We start from the raw sequence: 23,430 nt of genomic DNA, 5'->3' as shown, positions 1-23,430 counted from the left end.
CACGTTGAGTGCGTCACATTGATGTCAAAGGTTGAGAAATAAAAAACTGAAAAGCTTGTAAATAAAGGGTTTCCAGACATTTAGTTTTTCTCGAGGCCGATGCCGGATGTGGCAATGTCAGGAAACCCTTATTTTTGTTGCTTGAGGGAACATATCAACCGTCCCGAAAATTAATAGTTGAGTTACCAGATTAGATAACCGCCTTTTTTACAGGGGGTTGAGGATACAGGATGGATGTATAATTTAATCTTCTCGCTCAGCATCCGTATCAAAAATTCTATCAAGTTCCTCGTTTGATGTAATGCCACGAACTTTATTTCTAACAGCTACTTTTGCCATATCAAGTCTATAGAAATGTTCACGACCGTCTAATCCTTTCTTTTGCCGGATAAGTTGAATTCTTCCAAATTTATCCCAATGTTTCTCTGCGAATTTTGCTAGGCCAACTGCCTTGGGATAATTGTCCTTACGGCTGGGGTCGTGTGGTTCTAGAATATCAAAAATGTAACCTTGTGCATCAGCTCTCACTACCACTAAATCAGGAAACATAGAAGTGATAACACCGCCGACCTCATATGGGATTTCAAGTGACCACTTTTTACGATCAAGATTACGTAACCAGCAAACGGCACCGTTTTTTAGTTCTTCTTCAATAACTCCCTTTTCCCATGGGTTTAGTGATGCTTGGAATGTTCCATCCTCAGAACAATAGAGGTGTCGATCAATTTTTATACTGTTATCTGAAACTGAAAAATCGATTGAATCTGGCAATACCCAAGGAATAGCTATTGGTTGAGCGGAAGCATTTATTAATCTTTCATAGATGTTTTTTCGAGCCTCATTTAATCTTGCAATAGAGCGTTTATTATTCTCATATAGACTAATAAATTTCTCTTCTGCAAAGGCGTTTATTCGCTCCATAGCAGCAGTATCACTTGTAAGCACAATGACTTCAATCTTTACTTCAATATGGTCTCGGGTACTGTGGCGAATCCAATACTCCTTATGTAAGCCTTCTCCCAATATCCTTCCAGCTTGTTCAAAATGTCGAGAAATGTCAAATTCGGTAACAGTCATGGTTTGTGTAGCTTCATCAAATGAATAAGCATTTTCTCCATAGTCAAATGTTAGCGTATTAAGAGCAAATCCAGTGATTGAAGCAACTCGACCATCAAAGTCACCACTTACTTTTATGCGAGCAATTTCTTCGTCCATTTTTGATAAAACTGCATTTTTAACGGCTTTTTGTGCTTCCAAATCAATACCATCCATTGTTAATGCTCTAGAAAGCTGTATTAATAACTTAAGGCGGTGCTTGCTTGCGGGATGAATCCAGGCGGTATGTAATGAGCTTATCCATTGAATCAAACACATCAGAATAAGCGAGGTTGCGCCCGAGTGTTATAAGCTCTTTATTTGTACCAGTTTCAGTGGGCATAACCGATTCACTATCATGTAGAGCATTAACAACATTTTTTACTGTATCTTTATCAAAGTATGGAAGAAACAGACTTACATTATTAAGTTCAGCATCGGAGGCAATTCTTCTTGCCAAAGGAGTGCGAATCATACGCCCCAAAAGCTGTGCTATGTAGGTATAGTCCTGCTCGCTACGAAATGACATCATTGTTTCAGCACGAGGACAGTCCCAACCTGTGGAAAGGTTCATTTTGAAGAACACAACCTTCACATTTTCTTCGTCTTCGATTCTAGAAGCTTCAATTTGATGAATTTCAACGTCACGCACTTTGATCGTACCATAATCATTAAAGGTATGTACCACTTCACCGGGCAATAACTTGCGTCCCATTGCCTCTTCCAACAAATCGATGCAAATCCCTAAATCGGTACGGGTTATTTCTCGTTCATTACCATCCTCAACTTGGACGACAAGGATAGGGTTTACCATTTTCTCATTTTCACGTTCACAGTAAGCTTTCCAGTGAGCACATTTATTAAGCCAATTTTCGACTGCACCTTTGAACATTGTCATATCGGCACCAAGTTGGATATCTGGGTAATGAATAATGATTCTGTCCTTTAAAAGCCCCGATTCACGTACTTGTTCAGGTGGAACAATAACTTTTTGTACTGTCGAAGTAGTCCCAGCAATTAAGTTATCAAATCTCTGGGGTGTTGCGGTCACGCCGATAACTAAAGGCATAATACAAAGTCCGTCTTCTTCGCTACCTTTGATGAATTTTTGCATGATGGATTGTGCTTTATTTTCTGCTTGAGCAGAGGTATAAGTCCCTCTATGTGCTTCATCAATGACCACATAGAACTGTTTGGGAATGCGTTTAGCTGTATTTGTGAGTGTTTCCCAAATTGTATATTGCCTTGTATCGGACTTAGTTGTTAATAACTTGTCAGAACCGAGTTTTTGTGTGTTAATAAAATAAATACGTCCACCCTCCAAATACTCGGCATCAAAGTTTGAATCTACAGTTACTAAGTCCCGTACACGAATTTTGTCTGATTTGCTTTCAATTTTTAATCGCGTTTGCTCGTTAAGTTCCGGCGAATCGGAAAGCCAAACAAACACTGAATTCGGATCGCCGATATTATCTGAACCTCCATATAGGATTTCTTCAAAAAGTGCAGTCATAATTATAGTTTTTCCAGAACCCGTAGGTGCGGAAAACGATATTACCTGAGGGTCTTTTTCGCTCCACATTAAATGAGCTTTATTAATTTTCTCATGCAATTCTGCAAGAGCCGTTTCCTGAAATGGAAATAAAGTAACTCTCATTTATGAATCCCTCCTACTTCCCAACACAAAGTTATCAATGTAATCGCGGTATAGTTGGTATGTATTTTTTATTTTTATGCCATCAGTCATTTCGCGGAAAGCTTCCTCCGAGTTTGTTACAAAATATACCACTTTAATATTATTTACTTCTGAAATCTTTTTTGCAAACTCGGCATATTTTGTTTCATCAACCAGAACTGCAAAGCCGTTTTGAGGAAGAATTAACATATCTGGTTCTTCATCGCTGTTTATTTCTGGCCTCCGGCCGATAGCACCGGATTTTAGCCAAAGCAATGGTAATATTTCGCGGAATTGTTGACCTAGTGATACGCTGTTTTTATCTAAAAAACCTAGTTTAAAATACTCAACATTTGCAGGAAAACCATCGCTCATGGGACGTTTAACTTGCAATGTTACATTCATTGGACCGAGCAAGTTTGATACCCGTGCTTTAATTTCCTTGAAAGTGGCAGCAGATTTTACCACTATATAAAAGTCTGTGATGTGGTCTTGATCTTCTAAAGCTTCCAGCCATTCATTAACAGCATTTACATCAAACAAGATCGTCGCCGAATGTTTATCCGAAACAATGAATTTACTATCTGCTTTGACTAATGATTGTGGTAATTGCGACTTTCCATCCTTACCGCGTAGCAAAGAAACAAGCTGCTTTTTTGCATTAGTTGTTAGTTCCGTAGGATTCTCAATAAAGCCAAGCTGATAGAATGAACGCTCTACCTCTTTTGATACTGTTTGGTTTGTGTAATACTCTCCTGATAGGATAGTGCCATCATCACGTTTTCCAAGGATACTATATTTTATCCTAGGCCAAGTAACCGAGCGACATATACCATGTTTTTCCCATTCTGGGTCGCCAGGTTGATATCCTTGTTCGCGTAAAGCTTTTGATTCTGCGTCTGATACTTCGTTATTTGTTACTAAAATACAACGACGGTTACCATTATCCTCTACGTTTAGTAAATTTACCGCATGGAGCGTTGTTCCACTACCAGCAAAAAAGTCGACAATTAAAGCATTTTTCTTTCCTGATACAGCGAATAACAATGCATCATGGACAGCATAGAGTGATTTTGGGTAAGAAAAACCGCCACCAATTATGGTTTTAAGCATATCTGTACCATGGGCTTCTGCATTATATAAAGGATCAGTCCAAACCGTTTTTGGAGGTTCGCTTTCTCTACGTAAAATAATTTCTATTCGATTTCCTCTTTTTTCAATAAACATTCTATCTTTTACTGATTCTACGGTATCACGTCCATATCACCATTTCTTTTCAATGCCATTCTTATCAATTGGCCAAACATAAATTGTACCATCTGCATTATATTCTACTTGAGCTGTATGGTGTAACTCTTCATCGAGTAAATCACCAAAACCGATGATGTTATAGTTAGAGTCTAGAATTACTGGATAAAAACATGTTGCACCTTCGTAGCGACCTGAAGTGCTTCCCCAACGTCTTAAATTATATACATCTCCACCAGTATGTTGCTTGCGAAAAATAGTACTTTCTGATGAATATGAAAATATTGCATATTCATGAGTCACAGAAAATTTTTTGCCCTGAGTTCCGCCGGGATTATGCTGAATGGTTATGCAGGTATGAGTTAGGTTTGGAAAAATTTCATGAAGGAGAATCCATAGATGAGCATATTCATTGTCATCTATTGTAGTAATCAAAACACCATCATCAGCAAGTATTCTTTTTGCTATCTTTAAACGTTTCTGCATCATGGATAGCCATTTACTATGACGCCAATTATCAGTGGAATCAACATAATCATTATTATATTTCCAATCCCGAGCACCGGTATTGTATGGTGGATCTATATAAATGCAGTCTACTTTCTTTGGATATAAATACTCTAATAACTGGAGTGCGTGGTAATTATCTGCTTCAATAATAGTGTGCCATAAATTACTGTCAGGTGCATTCTCTACAGCAGCAATTGGCTGAAGCATGGGAAAAATAGGTTCTCCAAATTGAGCAACTGAAACCAACTCCGAAACTGGGATATTTCTAGTATCACCTGTTGCTTTGTTGCGGCAAAGGGCGATATCCTTTTCTATTTTTAACACCGTATACAAATCGTTAATATGGCCTGTTTTGAGAGCAACCGTCGAGCCACGTTTTACGGGCACATCATATAGAGGAGTACATTCAGGAATGTGCTCTTCAAATACAAGACCAAATTTTTTATTTTTTGATAAGCGGGCAAATTCCTGTTCTAATCGATCACGCAAAGAAGTGTCAGGAATTTGACGTAGTAAATCATTGATTGCAGCCATATTTTTCATCCTCCTAATATTTAATCATTCGATTCGTATTTACTCCACGAACGACCAAATAGTTCATTACCATCTGATAATCGCAAGATTGCTGTTTCTTCTAAAATCTTGTGCGCTTTCTCAGTTGTAGAATCAGCTTTATCAAACGCAATGAAAACCTGGCGATTACTGGATTGATAACGTTCCAATATATGTTCTAAGTGTATATCCTCAATACGTTTAAGGATATTGGAGTCATGGATAAGTGCAGGGATTGGCCGTAGTTCAAGTATAGTTAAATCGTATATAACTAGGCTCTTGAAAGCGGTTCCCTCACTTGTGTTTCCGGGTGTTTCAAATATAATTTCCTTTTGAGGAGTTATTTGCAAAAGTGGGGCGATTTCCTGCTGTTCAGTTACTACGTCGTTAATCATTTTCATTCGTAGGTTAATGTTATCTTGTATTTCTTGTATTATTTCGGTTTGTTGCAGTAGCAGATCTTTTAATTTCCTCTCTGCTTCAATGCGAGCTTCTTGAAGTTCTTTTTGATGAATTAAATCCGCCGTTTCTTCTTCAAGTCTATCAATTGTTTTGGACACATTAACACACTGTGATAGTATTCTCTCTGACATTTCCTTAGCTAAGCCAGTTTCTTTAATTTTTCTATTAAGGCGATTTATTTCTTTATCATATTGATCAATTATTTGCTGCAAACGCTCAATTTCCTGATTCATCTCTTCGCCTAAAATTTCTCTAATTTTCTCATGAAAATATTCAATCTTTTCAAATGCTGCTATATTAGCATTTGGGAAAAAGTGTAACAATGAATCAAATTCACTTGCGATTTCGGCCTTGCTATCAGCTATATTGCTCGTAATAGCATTAAGCTGCGATTGCAAGCGATTACGTTTGCGAATAAAACTATTCAATTCTTTTTGAATTGCAGTTATTTGTTCGAATGTATGTGTATCAAACCCAAAAACTGCTAATTGTGCTTCTTCGTTGTTTTTCATTAATTTTTGAAGCCTTTTCTTTAAAGACTCGATCATTTTTTGATTGGTTTCGATTTTTTCTATATCCACTCTCTGATGTTGGCGATATTTGAGCTGCGAAAATTTAATCCCAAGTTCTTCTTCCATGCTCTTAATCGCAGATAGAATTTCATAGTGCCCAAAAAGTTTTAATAAAAAATCGACTGCCTTTTCATCTTGTTCACGAGGTTTTACAAGTAATGGATACTTTTCTAGCGTATTTTCGCGCCCATAAATGCGGAAAAAACGCTCAGTTATATCTGAAAATGTAAGAGAGGGGGTACCAACTTTATATTCTTGAAATAGAAAGCTACGAAATTCATCAAGTGTCAATTTTGTAATAAAATGTCCGTCCTTATCACTTCGATATACATTTTTAGTATCTTCAGTACTTCTATAAAAATAGTACGGTTGTCCTTCAAACTCGTAAGTGAAATGGATGGTATGTGGGCCTATTTCCTTTTTTATATCATCCGACATGGAGTAGTATCTGTCACCGCCGAATGCATAATCTATAACCCACAGAAATGTTGATTTTCCTATTGCATTAGTACCGCTGGAACTGCCCAAAACCGTGTTTAATCCTTCATTAAGTTTTATCACTTGATGATTTGGAGCAAATTTATCGCATCGTATCTCTTTTAACATAGCGCAGTACCCTCTTTTCCTCAATTAGTTTAATTCTGCCTAATGCAAACAAGCAGTCTAAAGCACTTAGAAAATCAGCCATGTTTTTTTGGCGTGGCATGGTTCGTTCAAATAATTCTTTTGGGGACATATCTTGCTGTGACAATGCTTCTAAAATACCTGGAAAAAGCGCAATAATACTGTTTGAATATGATGTTACTTTATTTGGTAATCTCATCGAACACCTCACACCTTTGCACGAAGTAGGAGATTATTATCTCACAAGCCTCTCTGTATTTACGACCGGTCTTTTCAAATAATGTCTCAACAAGGAGGTTGTAAATAGCACTTTGTGAAATCTGTGATTCACTAGCATCTTCATACATCCGTTTAATACTTTTAGCAAATCTATCCACATTTAATTTATTTTCTCCGGCTAACCGATCTAATGTATCATTTACTCCTTCATAAAACCGTCTAACATCAAAAAGCACTCTTTCTTTCAGGCGTTTTTCAGTAATTTTATTTTCAACCTTAATAGGTTCCATTTTGAGTTGTGTATCGGCTGTAACATCCATTAGATCAACTTCTCGAAGTACTTGTTCAGTTTGCTTTTCTATTTCATGTCTTGATGTGGCATCTCTTGCCTTAACAAGTATTTCTAAGTCATGCTTGTCGGATAATAAAGCCAATTTATCTTCTTCAGATAAATTTCGAATTTCGCGTTCACAGTCAACACATAGAATAATATCGTCAGTTTCTGAAAGGCGAACGATCTTAGCGTAGTTAATATCGTTGCCTTCTTTTTTTATACCAAGAATTCTACCGCACTTTTGGCATCTGCCGCCCGTTTCAGCTAGTAGCACCAAAGCTCGAGCATCGATCGCAACTTCATTAGCGGCTTCCATAGAAAAATTATTGTAAGTTGTAATAAATTTAATGCTTTTCTTTTGAGTTTCAAAGGATTGTATGTACTCATCGGTTATCTCTCTTACACTATTTTCACAATTCCTGTTTTCGACATTAAGTACTGTATAAAGAAATATTCCGGCAAGAAAGTCTTCCAGAACAAATGAATTACAGGTAACAATATCCTCCTTTGTCATGTTATTTACTTTCTCAACAATTGTTTCAGGTTCGATTGTGTCATCAGAAGCAATGATGTCCTTCAATGCAAGAACTATTAGGCTATTTTTATTACTATCCAACATGGGGAGGACTTTCTCCTTAAAGAAAACCGAAATATCACGAGCATCTACATCCGGAGCAGCATCGGTTACAACAGGTGAAAGATTTTTTTTACCTAATATCAAATCTGAAACGGTGCCATCATCGCTGCGAATATCATAAGTAGGCGCAATAGAAAGCAGCATGGTACCGCACAATTGCTTTTGTGTTACTCTTTTTGCCATGCAAATCTTTAAAATTGTTGCAAAAGTGCCAAAACATAGCTTCTTCATGTATTGCGCCCTCCTGTTATTTTGTTTTATTTGATATCCATGAGTACCATCCAGAGAATTTTCTAAAGACACTTTCGGGATTTTCCAAGAGAATAATTGAAAAGATAGCTTGGAACTTCTTCAAGAAGCAGATAGAGCTATCTGACAAGTTGATTTTCGTTTCCGAAGAGACGATGAGCGACATCTTCGAAAAAGTTGAATTCAGGAAACCGGCACTTGTTCTTCCAAATTACGCAAGTTTATCAGTTGAGCCGACCGAGAAGCGTAAGGAAATTGTCTTTGTGGGAAAGATTCAAAGAGGCATATCCAAAGAGAAAGAAATATTAAGAAAGCTGAATGATTTAGAAATCAAGTTCAAGGTCATTGGTATTAATTCCGACATTTTCAAAGACATCCCGCACGAATACACGAGCTTTCTGCCGTACGAGCAGATGATGATGGAGCTTTCAAAGTCGATGTTCAGCCTTATATCTTTCTCGACTACAGGAAATGAGACTTACAAGAACGACATCTTCTCGCTGCCAAATAAGTTCTACGATTCAATCGCTGCAGGAACGCCAGTAATAGTCAAAAATACGTTCGTCTCTATGGTGAAACTGGTGGAGAAGTACGGAATTGGTGTTGTGATTGACCCAAGTGATGTGGAAGGTTCGGTGAAAAAGATACTTGATGCGTTTGAAAACTATGAGTATTACAGGCAGAATGTAGAGAAATGCAAGCACCTTTTTGTATGGGATGAAGAGAAGGAAGGAGAGTTCTTAGAGTTCGTGTTTAAAGATTAGGAGTAACTGAAACTATGGCGAGTTTTGAAACATCAACTATTCAGTTTTTCCTAAGGTCGTTTAGATTTAAGTATATCATTGAAAAGAGAATAGCTGACGGTTCGTTGAAGAGGGAACCTGCCAAGCCGATGAAGAAGTTATTTAGAAAATTCAGCATAGAAGAATTTACTCTGCTTGGCCGGTTGTGTATGGGCAGTTACACCGAAGATTTCAGAACCACGTACTGTGGTTCTTTTTTTGCATGGTGGAGCGTATGTTGGCAATATAACTAAAATGCACTGGGATTTGGTTGGAAAATTAGTTGATAAGTTGAACGCACTTGTCGTTGTTCCGGATTATCCGCTTGCGCCTGAGAATACGTGGAGAGAAACTTACGAGTTTGTGGATAAGCTTTATGGAATGCTGCTCGAGAAATATTCAGGCAAAAAATTTGTTTTCATCGGCGATTCGGCAGGCGGGGGACTGGCGCTCGGATTTGCACAAAAGTTGAGAGACGAGAATAGAAGATTGCCTGAACACATTGTTCTCTTCTCGCCCTGGATTGATGTGAGCATGGAGAATCCTGAGATTGCGAATTTAGAGAGCAAAGATGTGATTCTAACAGTTAAGGGCTTGAAAGCAGCAGCTCAGCAGTACGCTTCTGGGCTGGAATTGAAAGACTGGCACGTTAGCCCGATTTATGGAGATTTTCATGGCTTTTGTCCGGTGAGTATATTCACGGGTACACACGATATCCTCAATCCAGATGCACGAAAGCTGAGAGATAAGCTTAGAGAACAACGGGTTTTATGCAATTATTTCGAGTACGACGGCTTGTTCCACGACTGGGTGATTTTGACATTTCTTAGGGAATCGAAAGATGCTTTGGAAAAGCTTAAAAACATCCTGAGCGGGTTGTAGCCTCCATCACCACCGATTTGAGAGTAAGTTTTCCCCTATAAGTTCCTCTCAATTTGCTCGTCCTCATATTGTAAATCGTTCTGCGTCAGAACGAATTTGCCAAGATTTCGTTTCATTGCAGAACAGAATTTATAAATTTTCTCGATTTTCGTTTTGTTATAGAACGATTTTATGCAAAAATCGTTTCAACGTGAAACGATTGCTGAAGATTATTTATTTATAAATTTTCTAAGCCAGAAATGATTTTTCTGGTTCACAGTGGCAGTGAAAAATGACCTGCGCAAAGGTCAAGTTTTGCAGTTTTTGACCTATGGACAGGTCAATACGCCGAAAATTGCGCAACGAGTGCTTACATAGTGCATCCTTGGTGTTTTGTTTGGTTAGGGAGAAAAAGTAGAAATAAAAAGCTTGATCATTAGGACAGACAAAACCAATGTAGTGTGGGTTGTCCATACAAAATTGATGCATCATTTATGTTGGCTGATGCATCATCTTGTGTCAATGATGCATCACGATTTGTGGTAAGAATACTCTCGTTTTTCTATTCTTAGGAAAGGCATTGTTTTGATTCGAGGATTTATTGATGCTACAAATTGGCGGGTTTTGTAGGACTGTTATCACACTTGGTTGGTTTTTGTAAAGTCCACTTTATAAATTCCTACCAATTCGAATTGGCAGGTTCTTTACAATGACAGTGAAGAAGGAAGGTTTGTTAAAGACGATTTTTTGGTATAGGATGACACGTGTCAGAATCTATTTAACTAAAAAACACGGGCGGAGGATAAGGAGGAGGGGGCGCCCGTGTTTTCAAAATTGTCTTTAGTTATTTTCTCAACGCGTCTTCGAAGATGGTAAGTATGAATTCGTCGTATGTATAACCTGCAGCCTGCGCCATTTTGATTATGTCTGAATAGTTTGGCGTGAGCATTGGCAATGAGTTTGCTTCCAAGAAGTATATTTTGCCATCTTTTACTCTTAAATCCATTCGAGCGTAGTTTCTAAGCCCGAGGACTTTGAATGATTTCAATGCGTAGTGTTCGATTTGTGCTTTCAGTTCTTCCGTGAGTTGCGCTGGGCAGATGTAGGTTGTCTGTTCTCCGTATTCGTGTTTGACACGATGTGAATAGAATCTTTCGAGCCCTTCCGGTAGCGATGAGAAGTCTATCTCGAGTATTGGCAAGACTTTACTGCCGACTATTCCTATGCTGTATTCTCTGTCTCCTTCGATAAATTGTTCAACCAAAGCTGGTTGTTCAAACTCTTTGTGTACTCTCAGAACCTTTTCTTTCAACTCTTCGTGGTTATGCACAACAGAATCGGCGTATATGCCTTTTGCACTCCCTTCTTTCACCGGTTTGACGATTGCTGGATAAAAATCTATTTCAGGGACTTCTTCATCTAAGTCAACTGAAATGAAGTCAGGCGTTGGAATGCCGAAGTGTTTGAGAATTATTTTGGTTTTAAGCTTGTCGATGCACAGTGCATGAGCGGCAGCTGACGAGCCGGTGAATGGGATTTTCAATACTTCAAGTATTGCGGGTACGTGCATCTGTTTGTATGCCGTTGAGAGGTTGAAAACGGCATCGTATTTTTTTACCTTTTCGCAGAAGTTATCTTCAAAGGCGACTGGTTCTGCATCGTATTTTTTTGAAAGCGCTTCAGAGACTGATTGGACCATCTTCCAGCGCTCGTTGTCGAGATTTGATTTGTCATATGCTATCGCTATTTTCAACGTCAGCCACCTCCGAAAGGATATTCTCAAGCCTGACTTCTTCAGGTAATGGCCTGCCGAATTCATCAACAGAACGGGCTATGCCGTCGATAATCTTTACTTTTACTTCGCCTTTTGCGACTGAGAAGCTCTTAAGTGCAGGAGCGTCTAAGATGCCAAGTCTTACTGCTTCATAAAGCGTATCGGGGTCGGCTAATGCATCTTCGCTTCCGCCTTTGAGTTCTTTTATAGCTTCGATTATTGCCATCGCTTCTTGCATTATTCTGTTCTTTTCTCTTCTGACCCATCTGTCGGCAAGTGGGTCAGGTGTGCCACGCATCGCAAGGCTTATCGCACGCTTTGCCATTTTCACGCTTTCGATTATCTCTTTGGCTGTGGCTCTCTGGATTGCTTCTGAGTAAGCTACAACGTGAACTATGTGAGGCTCTAATGCCCAACCGTAGTACATTGAAACACTGAGTTGAGCCATCGCTGCGTGCGGGTCCGATGGCATCGACATCAAACCGGTGCGAATCATTCTGTAGATTTTGAAGTTCTCGTCTTGGAGCGGTTCTATAAGCTCGCGTTTAGCAAGGTTTTTCGCAAGGTCTCCTTTTGGTGAATAACCGTTCGGTGTTTCGAGCATGAATTGCTGGACATAGTCTCTAACGCCTAATTTTTTTGCTACAAAAGCTGTTATGTAAGTCATTGCAACTTCGACTGCATCGTGAGCATATCTCAAAGCCCATTGGTGCGGATCGTTGATTTCAACAGGTACGCCGTGCTTTGCATTCCACCTTATGGCTTTCATATTTTCTTTTATCGCTTCCCTAAGCGGTCTGTCTGAACGCCTGTCGAGGTCACTATACCACATCAATGGTATAGCTGCCCAAGCGTTGTTAATAGTCTCTTTCAGTAATTTTGAGAATTCAAGCAAGTGCGTTGTGCCTGAATAACAGCGTACTAGTGGATAATTACCTCTTCTTGACGCTTCGTACAGCCTCACGAAATCTTCCCTTTTCCTTATTGGCACACCGCCAGCGCCATCTTGTGCCGGGTCCATCTTCTCAGGTTCGAAAAAGTACTGTTGACAATTCTGATCAGGCGCAATTGAGATAATGTCAAGTTGTCCCGATTCAGCAAGTTTTCTGATTTCTTCCTCAGTCTCTTCTAATGTTTGCAAACCTATGTGATGCCTTATCAATGGGAACGGTGCTTTGAACTTCACACGTTCAGATAAGGTTTGTGGATAGGTTACATCCAAAAACTCTGCACGAACGGTTCCTCTCAGGAACATGACTACGTCTTCAAGCTCTTCAGTTCCGTCGAATACGTGCTTGATAAATCTGAATTCTTTAGCTACCTTTCCAGTTTCATACGCCCCACCGAAAATGTATAGTTTGTCTAACAATTTTCTTTTCTTGAGCATCTTTTCAAGTTTTCTTAAGAGTTTTCGCAATGGTTCTGCGCCGAGTCTGTAACTTAGCGCGACTATATCCGGATTTTCTTCTTCTATAGCTTTCACCAAGACTTCCAGAGGTACTGCAGAACCGAGATATATAGTCTCGTACCCATTGTCTTCTGCTAATCGGAGGAAGTTGAATAACCCGGCGTTGTGAACGCAACTTCCTATCGCAGCGCCCAAAATTCTCATATTCCCACCTCCATGATCCTTTTAACTTCTTCTGGACTCTTGCCGAGAAGTCCAAGTTTTTCAAGCGTGCGACCCTCTTTTCTGAAATCACGTCCCAGCATTACTGATGCTAATGAAATAATCGTGTCTATTGTTGGTGTTCGAACGCCTGTAACTTTGCCGAATTCTGAAATCGGCACTAAGCTCATTGGCACGTCCTCGAGTATGTAGCGGTTATCAATCGAACTTGGTGCCTTTATACCCTTGTAAGCTTTGTTCAGTTGCAACGCTTCGTATAGGTCTTCCCCCTCCACACTGTAAGCATATTTGAGCCACTCGAGTGCACTCATGGTTTCTAATCCAAAAGATTTGGCAACCGCACATCTTTCATCATCAATCGCCTGTAAAACTTTAGCTACACTCGGCGATATCCCGTTTGTGTAAAATTCAAAATCACCCGATGTTGATTCAATCCATCCAGCGTTCAGCAAGACGCTTGCAGGATGGAAAACAGCCCCTATGTTTGCAAAAGAAGTGTGAAGCGTGTTTGGAACAATTCTGAATTCCGGAAGCACTTTTTCAATTGCATCTTTGAGTATAGTATTTTTCTGAGCGGGAAGTGCGGCAACTGGCACGGCATTCTTAACTCCAAATATCTTTACAACTCCCGGACCGGTTATGCGTGAAGCGAAGAGGAACGTCTGAGCCTCTGCTACTGTGATGTCTTTATCAACACCAAATTGCTTCAAAGCAGTGTAGAACTCCAAAGCACCAGCGGTCCTGCCTGGGTTCAAGATTATTATCTGTCCGTCTTCTAAATATGGGGCTAACTTTAAGGCAATCTCTCTGTGGGCAAAAGCGGGAAGCACTACCAAAAGTAACTGCCTGCCTGATATTGCTTCTCTTAGGTCTGTTGTAGCGAAGGAAATATAAGTTATGCCTGATATAGAACCTTGCAACTCAATTTTTTTGGTTTTTATAATCCTTTCAATTCTTTGCTCACTTCTGTTGTACAATGAGACATCAAATCCTCTTAAAGCAAGTACTCCAGCAAGCGCCTGACCGCCATTACCGCCTCCTATGATACATACTTTCATCAATACCACCCCTTTCTTAGGAGCAGAGGCGGACCGGTTACTAATTATATACTAAAATTACAAAATTGTCAACGATGTGCAAAAAACATATTATGTATGCGAATTTCCGCACTTGATAAATATGTAACAAAATATCGGATTTCTAAAACGGCTTAAATAAAGGCAAATAAAAAAGCCTCCGCAAAATTTTGCGGAGGCATTCTCCTTAAGTATGCTTTTCTTATTCCCCATCCAAATCCGAGTAAAATAGTTCGTTTACTTCGGCTAAATCATCCGGCGAGACGTAGTCGAACCTTATAGGTGTGAATGGTGAATGTACACATTTTGGAGGTTTTTTGCCGTACATGATTACAGAAACAATTTTGTTTCTGATATACCAGTTAAGGAATTGTTCCTCATCTCCCCTACCGTCGAATTCTTGCAATCCAACCATTAGTATGTACCATATGGTCTGTTCTAAATCTTCATATGAGTATAGGTACGCTTTGTTGATTTTCCAGAAATAGCTCGTCCATCTGCGCACAAGGTGCGCATAGCTGAGAACCTTTTCGTGCCACTTTCTTGTGCTTTCTGCACAGTTGTCAACCGCTGCTTGTGGTTCTAAGTCTTCAATACTTTTGGCAATTTCCACATTAATCCCCCCACGGCTTTATGCTTTCTTTTTCTCTTTATTCTTGAGGTGTTGGGTTTTCAAATATGTATACAAATGTATACTAATTATAGCAAAAAAAATTCTCCCGTGTCAAGGGAGGTTGAATTCGTATTCCAAAGATATGTATCTACTTAAGTTTATTAACATGTGGATACATCTTATTGGAAATTTGTTTAAGCGGGAGGGAATGCTGATGAATCCTTTTAAAATCGGAAGGGCGTACAGTCCGGAGAGTTTTGTTGATAGAGTAGATGAATACTGTGATCTTCTCGAAGGTGTCAAGAGCGGGAATAATGTTGTGGTTATCGCACCTCGCAGGTTTGGAAAGACGTGGTTTTTGCAGAAATTTTCTGTAGAGAGCGGGTTTAGTTGTCTTTACGTTGATTTGTTCGGAGTTTATTCGGTTAGAGGGCTTGTTAATACCTTAGTTGAGCAGATTTTCGAGATTTTGCGTCGGAAAGATTTGATGGCATTTTTTGTGAACTATCTGAAGAATCTGCCTTTCAGCATCCAGTTCAATTTGGGTTTTGTCGGCGTTTCTTTTTCTAAGGAAGTTGATAATGAGATGTTGCTCGGCGGACTATATGAGCTACTGAACAGAGTCCAGAGGGAGCTCAATGAGAGGTTGGTTATCGTCTTGGACGAATTCCAAGCGTACAAGAACGTCCACAAGAATTTGGCGGAGAGTTTGAGAAGTTATATTCAATCTGCAGAAAACGTAGGTTTTGTTTTCTCTGGTTCTTTCAAACACATGCTCGAGCAGTTGTTTTTTGAAAACTCTGGCATATTGTACCATTCTTGTCTGAAGGTTGATTTGAATCCACTGTTGCCAGAAGACGATTGTGTTGAGTATCTTGTGAGGCAGTTTGGAAGAACGGGAAAGGTTATTTCTCCTGATTTAGCAAAAGAAGTGTATACCAAAACGAAGGGACATCCGTATTATTTGCAGCTTTTCGGGTACGAATTGTGGAGCAGAACTCAAGCAGAAGTGGATTTTGAAGATGTGGAAGATGCGTTTAATAATATTGTTGAGAAAGAGTCGTACAATTACGATATTTTGGTCGAAACACTAGGGTACAAGTATGTTAAGAATGCGCTAAAGTTAGTTGCGGAACAGTCAGGCGAACTATTTTCCTCCGGTACGTTAGAAGGCTACGATATTCCAAATTCATCTGCACTGAGCAAGGTGTTGAGAAAGCTTTCAGAGTATGGAATTGTCGAAAAACTCGGAAGGGGAAGGTACGAGATTGTTGACCCAGTGTTTGAAGAGTACGCAAGAAAGAGGTTCAGTAATTGAACGGATAGTTTTGTATGGTAGAATAATTTTAGATTTCGAAAGATTAGTAGTAAAGGTGGGATAGTTGTGCGAATAGGGATAGTGTTTGGGACGAGGCCTGAGATAATAAAGGTTGCCACGGTCTATTTGAAAGCGAAGGAGCTTGGCGTGGATGCGGATTTTATCTGCACAGGTCAGCACAGAGAAATGGTTGACATGATGAAGGGGATATTCGGTGTTGAGTCTGATATAGATATGAACATAATGACAGCAAATCAGACGCTCAACGAGGTTATGTACAGAGTTGTCAAAGGTTTTGAAGAGCTTTTGAATGAGCGAAAGTACGACTGGATATTCGTCCAAGGTGATACGACAACGGCTATGGCAGCAGCTCTTGCTGCTTTCAATAGAGGCGTTAAGGTGGGGCATATAGAGGCTGGGTTGAGGAGTGGTGATTTGTACGACCCGTTCCCTGAAGAGATGAACAGAAGGGTGATTGACCAAGTTTCAGAGAAGATGTTCGCACCGACGGAAAAGTCAAGAGCGACACTTTTCAGGGAAGGTTTTGATGAAAGCAGGATATTGGTGACGGGGAATACGGTTATAGATGCACAGATGTATGTTGTAGAGCATTTCGATTTGGATGCGGAAAGAAAGAAGATTTTTGATGATGGTGAATATTTCTTAGTTACATTGCACAGAAGGGAGAACATAGGGGATAGAATGAGGAATATATTGAAAGCGTTGAGAAAGTTTGCTGAAAACGAGAAGATACACCTTGTCTTTCCTGTTCACAAAAATCCGAAAGTGCGGGAGATTGTATACTCAGAACTTGACGGATGTAAATATGCGAAGTTGACTGAACCGGTTGACTACGTCCAGCTCACAGCTTTGCTTAAAGGTGCAAAGTTCATCGCAACAGACAGTGGGGGAATTCAAGAGGAAGCGCCTACGTTTGGAAAATTTGTCGTAGTGTGCAGGGAGACAACGGAAAGACCAGAGCTCATTGAAAGTGGTTTCGGTGTTCTTGCAGGCACGCAGACGGATGGTGTCTTAAACGCGATGTACAAAGCCTTGGAATTCCAACCAGGTGAGCTGAAAAATCCATTTGGAGACGGAAAAGCTTCGGAGAGGATAATAAGGGCGGTAATCGAATAGGTAACTAAGACGTATCCTTTTGATTATTGTTGTGTGAATAGTTGTCCGGTTTGGCGATTTTGGGCGGAAATTGGACAAACATTGACTTTCTAAAATGTTGTTATTTATTTGATTTTAATAGAGTATCATTTTGTAGCGTCTCAGAACAGGACAAGAAAGTGTTGTTCTCAGATGAATAATGTATTGCGAGAGCTCTTAGAATGGCGAAAAAGTATATGCGGGCTCGTACCGGTTGAAACTGGGCATATGGAATGGTTGTACATGCTGAAAATAGAGATAAGTACATCAAATCCCTTGAAAGTGCAGAAAAGGGCTTAGAAAAATTCTTAAAGATTCACCAAGGAATTTTTCAATCGGAGATATTGAAAAACGCTTTGACAAAGAAGATATCCAAGAACTGGCAGAAATAATCGCGTTTATGCTGATGGAGTCATACGATAGGATTATCTGCAAAGTTAACGAAGAAAAACTTATGAAGATAGATGATTTTTCGAATATGATTGGCAAATCGCCTGATGCAATCAGAAAGATGATTGAAAGGAAAACACTTATTGCTACAAAAATCGGTGGACGATGGGCGGTGTATCCAGAATATTTTAAATCACGGTGAGATTTTCACTTTCCCAGAAATTCGTGCAGTGCTTTTGTATTCTTCGGTATATCGGTTATAAACACCCACTGGTTCACGCCATCTATCACTGCATGTCCTTCTTGGAAGGAACCGTTTATTGGCACCCTGAACCTTTCGAGAGTGTATGCTGAGTAGTTCCTGCTTCCGAGCGAGATGAGCTCTGACTTTGGAATGTTGGTTTCTATATATGGAAGCACCAAATTTATTATCCTTAGTTTTGTTGAAACAGATGCGGTTTTTAGTTTTTCAAATACCTGCTCGAGGACTCTCTGTTGGCGTTGAACGCGCTCGTAGTCAGCATTGCCAACGTATCTTATCCTTGCATATGCAAGAGCCTGTCGCCCATTCAGTTTTTGCAAGCCGGGCTTTTTGACTTCAGGAAGTTTTCCGCCAAGCAAATTTTTTACCTCTCGCATGTTTATGTTTATATGTTCAACTTCTTCTGGTTTAACATCTATTTCAACGCCACCGACGGCGTCTATTATCTTTTCGAACCCTTCAAAATCGACGGTAGCGTATCTTGTTAAAGATAACTGGAACGTTTTGTTAAGCGTTGCAAGTGCAAGTTTCGGACCGCCGAGTTCGTATGCACTGTTTATCTTTCTTTTGTCAAATCCGGGGATTTTAACGTACAGATCTCTCATTATCGAAGCAAGCTTTATTTTTTTATTAGCATGGTCTATTAGCAATACCATTATCGTATCGCTCCTTGCGTGTTCTCCTTCTTGCCTTGCGTCAAGACCAAAGAGCACAGCCGCAAATTTTTCGTTGCTTGGAGCTGTCGGGTTGTTCGTATCTTTTGCGGCATAAACTTCTTCGAGACTGAACAAGTCTGTGAATTTAATTTTTTCAAGCCTTGTGTTGAGGTATACCCCGACGATGATTGCTGTTATTATCAAAGATAACGAGAATGCGACAATGAATTTCAAGAAATTTTGCATATCTTTCTCATCTCCTATTCTTAAAGATTCCCACTATCGAACCGATGCCATATGAGATGTGCAAAACTAAGAATGAAAAGAATGTATAAGGAACGAGCGCAATCTTTTTGTGCTTGATTGCAACCTGTGATGAGAAGTAAATGCTCAGAGCCAGGTACAGAGAAGCAGGGAGTGCGTATAAAAACTTCAGAACTCTATTCACTGGCAAGAGCAATAAGAGCAAAGAAATGAGATACAAGACAAAGAGCATCGGCACTAAATGTCTTGGTCGATATGCCCTTTTGACGAATTTGGAGCTGTGGGTTACCCAAAAGCCGTTTGAGTAGTTATTTTGCCATAGTTTTGTGTATGTGTCCCTCGCATAGTAATATGCTCGAGCTTCTGGAATGAGCAATATCTTGTAGCCAGCGTTTTTTAATCGGATGTTGAATTCAATGTCTTGGTTTCTTATTAGTTCTTCATTGAAAAGCCCTACTTTTTCAAAGATTTCCCTTTTGTATATGCCGTACGCAACGGTGTCGACGTATTCTTTCTTCTGGTTGTTTGTTCTATATTTCGCACCGCCTATTCCGAATGGGTGTTTCAATATTTCGCTTATAGCAACGGCTTTTACGTTGCTACTTCTTGGCAAGACTTCCATAACCCCGCCTGCTACGTCGCATTCGTTGTTTTCAAGCGCTTGGACACAGGCAGAGATGTAATTTTTTGAGTAAGACGCATGTCCGCTTGCAAGCATAATGTACTTTCCGTTTGCATTCTTGATGCCGATGTTTATACCGGATGGCGTATATTTTTTGGAATTCTCAAGCAATCTTATTTTGTTTGGGTATTTTTCTTTGAGCCTTTCGACTATTTCTCTCGTTCTGTCTGAGCTCATGCCGTCGACGACTATGAGTTCAACATTTTGGTAATCCGATTCGATAAAGCTAATTATTGTCTTTTCGATTGTTTTTTCTTCGTTGAGAGTTGGGAGAATTACCGAAACGAGTGGTAGAACAGCCATATTTATTTTCTCTCCTTTTAAGATGATTAGAAATTCGACGGAATTTATTATATCATGAAGATGTGATAAAATGTAATCCAAGAAAGCAGAGGGAGGTTGGATATTATGGGGGCTAAACAGATAGATACGATTGTTTTCGACCTTGGGAGAGTTTTGATTCACTGGGACCCTTACGGGTACATGGTAGAGCACTTCGACGAAGAAGTTGCGAAGGTGCTAACGGAGAAGGTTTTCTCGATTGAAGAGTGGAACTTGATGGATAAGGGAGAGATCTCAGAAGCCCAGTTTTGGAAGATGGTTGAGGAAAGATACCCCGAGTATGGCGAGTACATTCGCCACATGAAGAGTGCGGTGCTCAGCCTTTTGAAACCGATTGAGGAGAATGCCAAACTGTTGCCGGTGTTGAAAAAGATGGGATACAGGCTGCTCGTGCTTTCTAATTTCAGCTACAAAGCGTTTGAGCATGTGTACAATACGTTTGAATTCTTTAAGTATTTCGACGGTATGGTCATATCGAGCCACGTGAAAAAGATAAAGCCGAATGAGGATATCTTCTACGAGCTTATGGAGCGCTACGGTGTTGTGCCGATGCATTCGCTGTTTATAGATGATAGGAAGGACAATATCGAGACGGCAAGTAGGTTGGGATTTTCAGTAATACACTTGACCGACTACAGGGTTTTGAAAGAAGAGCTTGAAAAAGTGTTGGGGCATCCTGTAGAGTGATCTTAGTAGGGGGGATGGGTGTGAGGCATTTTGTAGATACGCAAAAGAAGGTTTTCGCATTTTCGCCGGATAATGCTCCTGCTGTTTCTGTAAATAGCGGTGATGAGGTTGTTTTCGAAACGCTTGATTGTTTTTCCAACCAGATAAAGACTTGCGAAGATAAGCTTGAGAGCCTCGACTGGAACCAGGTAAATCCAGCAACTGGTCCAGTCTTTGTGAACGGTGCAGAGCCGGGAGATGTGCTGGAAATACAGATAGTGGATATAAAAGTGAATAATCAAGGTGTGATGGCAACGGGAAAAGGACTCGGACCGCTTGGAGGGAAGTTCGAGGGGTATTATACAAAAATAGTCAAGGTTGAGAATTCGAAGGCTATTTTCAACGATTTGGAGCTCGATATAGAACCCATGGTAGGTGTAATCGGTGTTGCACCGAAGGAAGGGACGATAAATTGCGGAACGCCGGGTTCGCACGGTGGGAATTTGGACACGAGGTACATAAAGAAAGGTGCAAGGGTGTTTTTACCAGTTTCCGTCAAAGGTGGTTTGCTTGCACTTGGTGATTTGCATGCGCTCATGGGCGATGGGGAGGTTTGCGGTACTGGAATAGAAGTCGCAGGAGAAGTTCGAACAGTAGTGCGTGTACGAAAGAACTTGAGTTTAAAGAACCCCATGGTTGTGTCCGAGGGAATAGTATTCACATTGGTCTCATCAAAGACGCTCGATGAAGCTGTGAAAGAAGCTGTGGGCGATATGTTTGAGTTCGTAATGAGCCGAACGAATATTAGTCCCGAAGAATTGGTGATGTTGTTTAGCATAGTTGGGAATACGGAGATTTCTCAGGTTGTGGACCCGCTTGTCACCACAAGGTTCAGCATGCCTGTGGATATCTTAGAGAGATTAGGCGTATCTATTTGATTTTATGCGATTGTCGAGCCTGTCCAGAATTTGTCGAGCTTGTCGACGGTGTCGAGACAGTGAAGAAACTCTTAGGAGAATAACCCCGATATCAACTTGTCAAGCATGTAGAACGGAACTAACTCCAGCGTAGTATCTTTTATTCTTTCTGTTCGTCTTCCGAAGATGTTTACCAATATTGCCTTCTCAGGGTCGTATCTGTTGATAAAGCTCTGCAAGCTTCTTGTCGCAGCTGGCTCTTCAATGCTCTTGTATTTGACTTCAATTGGGATGATTTTGTCTTCTTTCGTGAGGACGAAATCTACCTCAGCATTATCTTTCGTTCTCCAGAAGTGCACGGTGAAATCATGCTCTTTAGAAAGTCTTTTGAGCTTCAAATAAACGAAGTTTTGAAAGACGAAACCAAAATCAGCAAGGTTTCCAAAAACACCTGCAGCGTAGTTTCTCAAGCCCAAGTCTGTGAAATAGGCAGTCGGTGCTTTTGTTAATTCCTTAATTCGGTTTGTTGAAAAAGGTGTTATCAGGTCTATTATGTATGTTTGTTGTAGATACCATAGGTATTGCTTTACGGTTTTCGACGATACTCCCGCCTCAGAAGACAGGTTTGTTAGATTAAGCATTCTTCCTGACAGAGAAGCTAAGATTCTTACAAGTGTGGTGAATTCTTCAATTCGCACAACGCGGAGCAGGTACGTTATGTCCTTTTCAACATAGCTTCTGTATATCTCGCTTATCGTTAGTCTTTTTTCCTTTAATTGGTCTTCTAATACAACTCTTGGATATCCACCAAAGTGCAGATACTCATTTAGTAGACTTAGAGTTTTGGCTTTTTCTAAGTCAAAGAATGTCTCTAAGTTCATCTCGTATCTATAGTCCGTCTTGAAGTTAACAAATTCCTCGAAAGATAGCGTAGATATCTCAAACAAGCGCTTTCGACCTGCGAGCGATTCGTGAAGCCTCTCTTTGAGCTCCACACTTCCAGAGCCAGAAACGATGAATTTATACGGTAGACCCATGTCGTATATACCCTTTAAAAAGACACCTGCATCTTCTTTTCGTTGGATTTCATCGATAAACACGAAACCTTCTTTGCCAATTTCGAGCTCTATCTTCTTTAGAAGGCTGGATTGAGAGGAGAAATGCATCTTATCTTCCTCGATATCGAGGTTGAGGAAGAGTGTTTTCTTTCCCTGAGCTTTCAGCTCGTTTTCTAAGATTCTGAGAATAGTTGTCTTCCCAGCTTGCCTTGGTCCAACGAGAAACGTTATCTCTGGCTTTTGCAAATGCTGTCTTAATTCCTTTACGATTTCTCGTTTTATTAACCTCATCGCTCTCATCTCCCTTGAGGATTCGACAGCTCAGGTACAATTATACCATAATCCGAGAATTCTGGAAGTCGACTTCCTAAATTCTCGGACTAAAATGGAAGTGGATTTCCACATTAGTACGAAAATCACAAAAGTCTATATGTTTTTGCGCTTGTTTGATAGTACCGAGTTTCTGCTATCGTTCTGCCGATGAATCAGGAGAAAATCTAACAACCCATCCATTTTCTTTTGTGAATTCTATTAGATAGAGATTCTCGTTTAGTTTGAAGAGGTCTTCTTCAAATCCACTCTTGGAAATGAGTATGAAATAGTCTACGGGTATTCGTAGCTTGTCGGCTTTTGTCTTTAGGCCGATGTATTCCTTCAACCCAACCTTTTTGTTTCTCCATTTAACTTCTCCAGCATATATCCTCCCGTTATTATCTTTTCCAAGAATGTCTATCTCTATATCTTTCGCCCAGTATCTTCCTGCTTGCACAAGATTAAAGGCTTTCTTGACATATTGAGTGCTGTAAA

Annotated in this window: 23 protein-coding genes; 8 read left to right on the top strand and 15 right to left on the bottom strand. The window is 40.0% G+C overall.

The features are described from left to right. Window positions 1–243: 243 nt before the first annotated feature. Genes FERPE_RS10695 through FERPE_RS03655 form a run of 7 tightly spaced genes read right to left on the bottom strand, consistent with a single transcriptional unit; the run spans window position 244 to window position 8,159 of the window. On the bottom strand, window positions 244–1,272 hold the full coding sequence (locus tag FERPE_RS10695) for a hypothetical protein (RefSeq protein WP_245530433.1): 1,029 nt from the start codon (window positions 1,270–1,272) through the stop codon (window positions 244–246). 31 nt (window positions 1,273–1,303) lie between these two features. Further along, a complete protein-coding gene (locus FERPE_RS10690) occupies window positions 1,304–2,752 on the bottom strand; it encodes a DEAD/DEAH box helicase (protein ID WP_245530432.1) in 1,449 nt (482 codons plus the stop codon). Further along, window positions 2,753–3,997, bottom strand: a complete 1,245-nt coding sequence (locus tag FERPE_RS03670) for a DNA methyltransferase (RefSeq protein WP_211204754.1) — start codon at window positions 3,995–3,997, stop codon at window positions 2,753–2,755. It abuts the gene before it with no gap. A 36-nt stretch (window positions 3,998–4,033) separates the two neighbouring features. Next, window positions 4,034–5,062: a DNA methyltransferase gene (locus tag FERPE_RS10585; protein WP_211204753.1), complete on the bottom strand. Its 1,029-nt coding sequence runs from the start codon at window positions 5,060–5,062 to the stop codon at window positions 4,034–4,036. A gap of 20 nt (window positions 5,063–5,082) precedes the next feature. After that, complete coding sequence (locus tag FERPE_RS03665; protein ID WP_014451310.1) at window positions 5,083–6,720, bottom strand: DUF2326 domain-containing protein; 1,638 nt, start codon at window positions 6,718–6,720, stop codon at window positions 5,083–5,085. Next, a complete protein-coding gene (locus FERPE_RS03660) occupies window positions 6,695–6,937 on the bottom strand; it encodes an ABC-three component system middle component 7 (RefSeq protein ID WP_014451309.1) in 243 nt (80 codons plus the stop codon). Before FERPE_RS03660 ends, FERPE_RS03665 begins: the two co-directional genes overlap by 26 nt. Beyond that, the gene (locus tag FERPE_RS03655; RefSeq protein ID WP_014451308.1) at window positions 6,921–8,159 is read right to left on the bottom strand and encodes an ABC-three component system protein; all 1,239 of its coding nucleotides are present in this window, start codon (window positions 8,157–8,159) and stop codon (window positions 6,921–6,923) included. The genes FERPE_RS03660 and FERPE_RS03655 overlap by 17 nt, the downstream gene beginning before the upstream one ends. Window positions 8,160–8,308: 149 nt before the next feature. Here FERPE_RS03655 and FERPE_RS03650 point away from each other — a divergent pair, with 149 nt between their 5' ends. The 3 genes from FERPE_RS03650 to FERPE_RS10220 are packed head-to-tail and all read left to right on the top strand — an operon-like array spanning window position 8,309 to window position 9,841. Next, window positions 8,309–8,941: a glycosyltransferase gene (locus tag FERPE_RS03650; protein WP_052312842.1), complete on the top strand. Its 633-nt coding sequence runs from the start codon at window positions 8,309–8,311 to the stop codon at window positions 8,939–8,941. 14 nt (window positions 8,942–8,955) lie between these two features. Then, the gene (locus FERPE_RS10490) at window positions 8,956–9,213 is read left to right on the top strand and encodes a hypothetical protein (RefSeq protein ID WP_167843743.1); all 258 of its coding nucleotides are present in this window, start codon (window positions 8,956–8,958) and stop codon (window positions 9,211–9,213) included. Continuing rightward, a complete protein-coding gene (locus FERPE_RS10220) occupies window positions 9,179–9,841 on the top strand; it encodes an alpha/beta hydrolase fold domain-containing protein (protein WP_167843744.1) in 663 nt (220 codons plus the stop codon). Before FERPE_RS10490 ends, FERPE_RS10220 begins: the two co-directional genes overlap by 35 nt. Before the next feature lie 823 nt (window positions 9,842–10,664). Here FERPE_RS10220 and FERPE_RS03640 read toward each other — a convergent pair. The 4 genes from FERPE_RS03640 to FERPE_RS03625 form a co-directional block, all read right to left on the bottom strand. Next, a complete protein-coding gene (locus FERPE_RS03640; RefSeq protein ID WP_014451306.1) occupies window positions 10,665–11,573 on the bottom strand; it encodes a D-alanine--D-alanine ligase family protein in 909 nt (302 codons plus the stop codon). Beyond that, a complete protein-coding gene (locus FERPE_RS03635; protein ID WP_014451305.1) occupies window positions 11,551–13,206 on the bottom strand; it encodes a cobalamin B12-binding domain-containing protein in 1,656 nt (551 codons plus the stop codon). The genes FERPE_RS03640 and FERPE_RS03635 overlap by 23 nt, the downstream gene beginning before the upstream one ends. Then, on the bottom strand, window positions 13,203–14,282 hold the full coding sequence (locus tag FERPE_RS03630; RefSeq protein WP_014451304.1) for an NAD/NADP-dependent octopine/nopaline dehydrogenase family protein: 1,080 nt from the start codon (window positions 14,280–14,282) through the stop codon (window positions 13,203–13,205). Before FERPE_RS03630 ends, FERPE_RS03635 begins: the two co-directional genes overlap by 4 nt. A 220-nt stretch (window positions 14,283–14,502) precedes the next feature. Further along, the gene (locus FERPE_RS03625) at window positions 14,503–14,913 is read right to left on the bottom strand and encodes a hypothetical protein (protein WP_014451303.1); all 411 of its coding nucleotides are present in this window, start codon (window positions 14,911–14,913) and stop codon (window positions 14,503–14,505) included. Window positions 14,914–15,127: 214 nt separating this feature from the next. On the opposite strand from FERPE_RS03625, the gene FERPE_RS03620 reads away from it, so the two are divergent. The 3 genes from FERPE_RS03620 (at window position 15,128) to FERPE_RS03610 (ending at window position 17,978) form a co-directional block, all read left to right on the top strand. Then, window positions 15,128–16,231, top strand: a complete 1,104-nt coding sequence (locus tag FERPE_RS03620; RefSeq protein WP_014451302.1) for an AAA family ATPase — start codon at window positions 15,128–15,130, stop codon at window positions 16,229–16,231. A gap of 66 nt (window positions 16,232–16,297) precedes the next feature. After that, window positions 16,298–17,368 (top strand): non-hydrolyzing UDP-N-acetylglucosamine 2-epimerase, encoded by a 1,071-nt coding sequence (gene wecB / locus FERPE_RS03615; RefSeq protein WP_014451301.1) that lies wholly within the window; start codon window positions 16,298–16,300, stop codon window positions 17,366–17,368. 424 nt (window positions 17,369–17,792) lie between these two features. Continuing rightward, entirely contained in the window at window positions 17,793–17,978 is a 186-nt protein-coding gene (locus FERPE_RS03610) for a MerR family transcriptional regulator (protein ID WP_155804093.1), read from the top strand. Window positions 17,979–17,983: 5 nt separating this feature from the next. On the opposite strand, the gene FERPE_RS03605 is transcribed toward FERPE_RS03610, so the two are convergent. Next, on the bottom strand, window positions 17,984–18,940 hold the full coding sequence (locus FERPE_RS03605) for an LCP family protein (protein ID WP_014451300.1): 957 nt from the start codon (window positions 18,938–18,940) through the stop codon (window positions 17,984–17,986). Window positions 18,941–18,947: 7 nt separating this feature from the next. Next, on the bottom strand, window positions 18,948–19,943 hold the full coding sequence (locus tag FERPE_RS03600) for a glycosyltransferase family 2 protein (RefSeq protein WP_014451299.1): 996 nt from the start codon (window positions 19,941–19,943) through the stop codon (window positions 18,948–18,950). A gap of 105 nt (window positions 19,944–20,048) precedes the next feature. On the opposite strand from FERPE_RS03600, the gene FERPE_RS03595 reads away from it, so the two are divergent. Next, the gene (locus FERPE_RS03595; RefSeq protein WP_014451298.1) at window positions 20,049–20,669 is read left to right on the top strand and encodes an HAD family hydrolase; all 621 of its coding nucleotides are present in this window, start codon (window positions 20,049–20,051) and stop codon (window positions 20,667–20,669) included. A gap of 14 nt (window positions 20,670–20,683) precedes the next feature. Continuing rightward, on the top strand, window positions 20,684–21,586 hold the full coding sequence (locus tag FERPE_RS03590; protein ID WP_014451297.1) for an acetamidase/formamidase family protein: 903 nt from the start codon (window positions 20,684–20,686) through the stop codon (window positions 21,584–21,586). A 71-nt stretch (window positions 21,587–21,657) separates the two neighbouring features. Here FERPE_RS03590 and FERPE_RS03585 read toward each other — a convergent pair whose 3' ends face one another. Both FERPE_RS03585 and FERPE_RS03580 read right to left on the bottom strand, forming a co-directional pair. After that, window positions 21,658–22,914 (bottom strand): ATP-binding protein, encoded by a 1,257-nt coding sequence (locus FERPE_RS03585; RefSeq protein ID WP_014451296.1) that lies wholly within the window; start codon window positions 22,912–22,914, stop codon window positions 21,658–21,660. A 175-nt stretch (window positions 22,915–23,089) separates the two neighbouring features. Then, on the bottom strand, window positions 23,090–23,392 hold the full coding sequence (locus FERPE_RS03580) for a DUF234 domain-containing protein (RefSeq protein WP_052312841.1): 303 nt from the start codon (window positions 23,390–23,392) through the stop codon (window positions 23,090–23,092). Window positions 23,393–23,430 lie beyond the last annotated feature (38 nt).

Source organism: Fervidobacterium pennivorans DSM 9078, assembly GCF_000235405.2.
Lineage (GTDB): Bacteria > Thermotogota > Thermotogae > Thermotogales > Fervidobacteriaceae > Fervidobacterium > Fervidobacterium pennivorans.
Note: the sequence above shows the minus strand (reverse complement) of the source record. Positions and strands in the feature narration are given on the sequence as shown.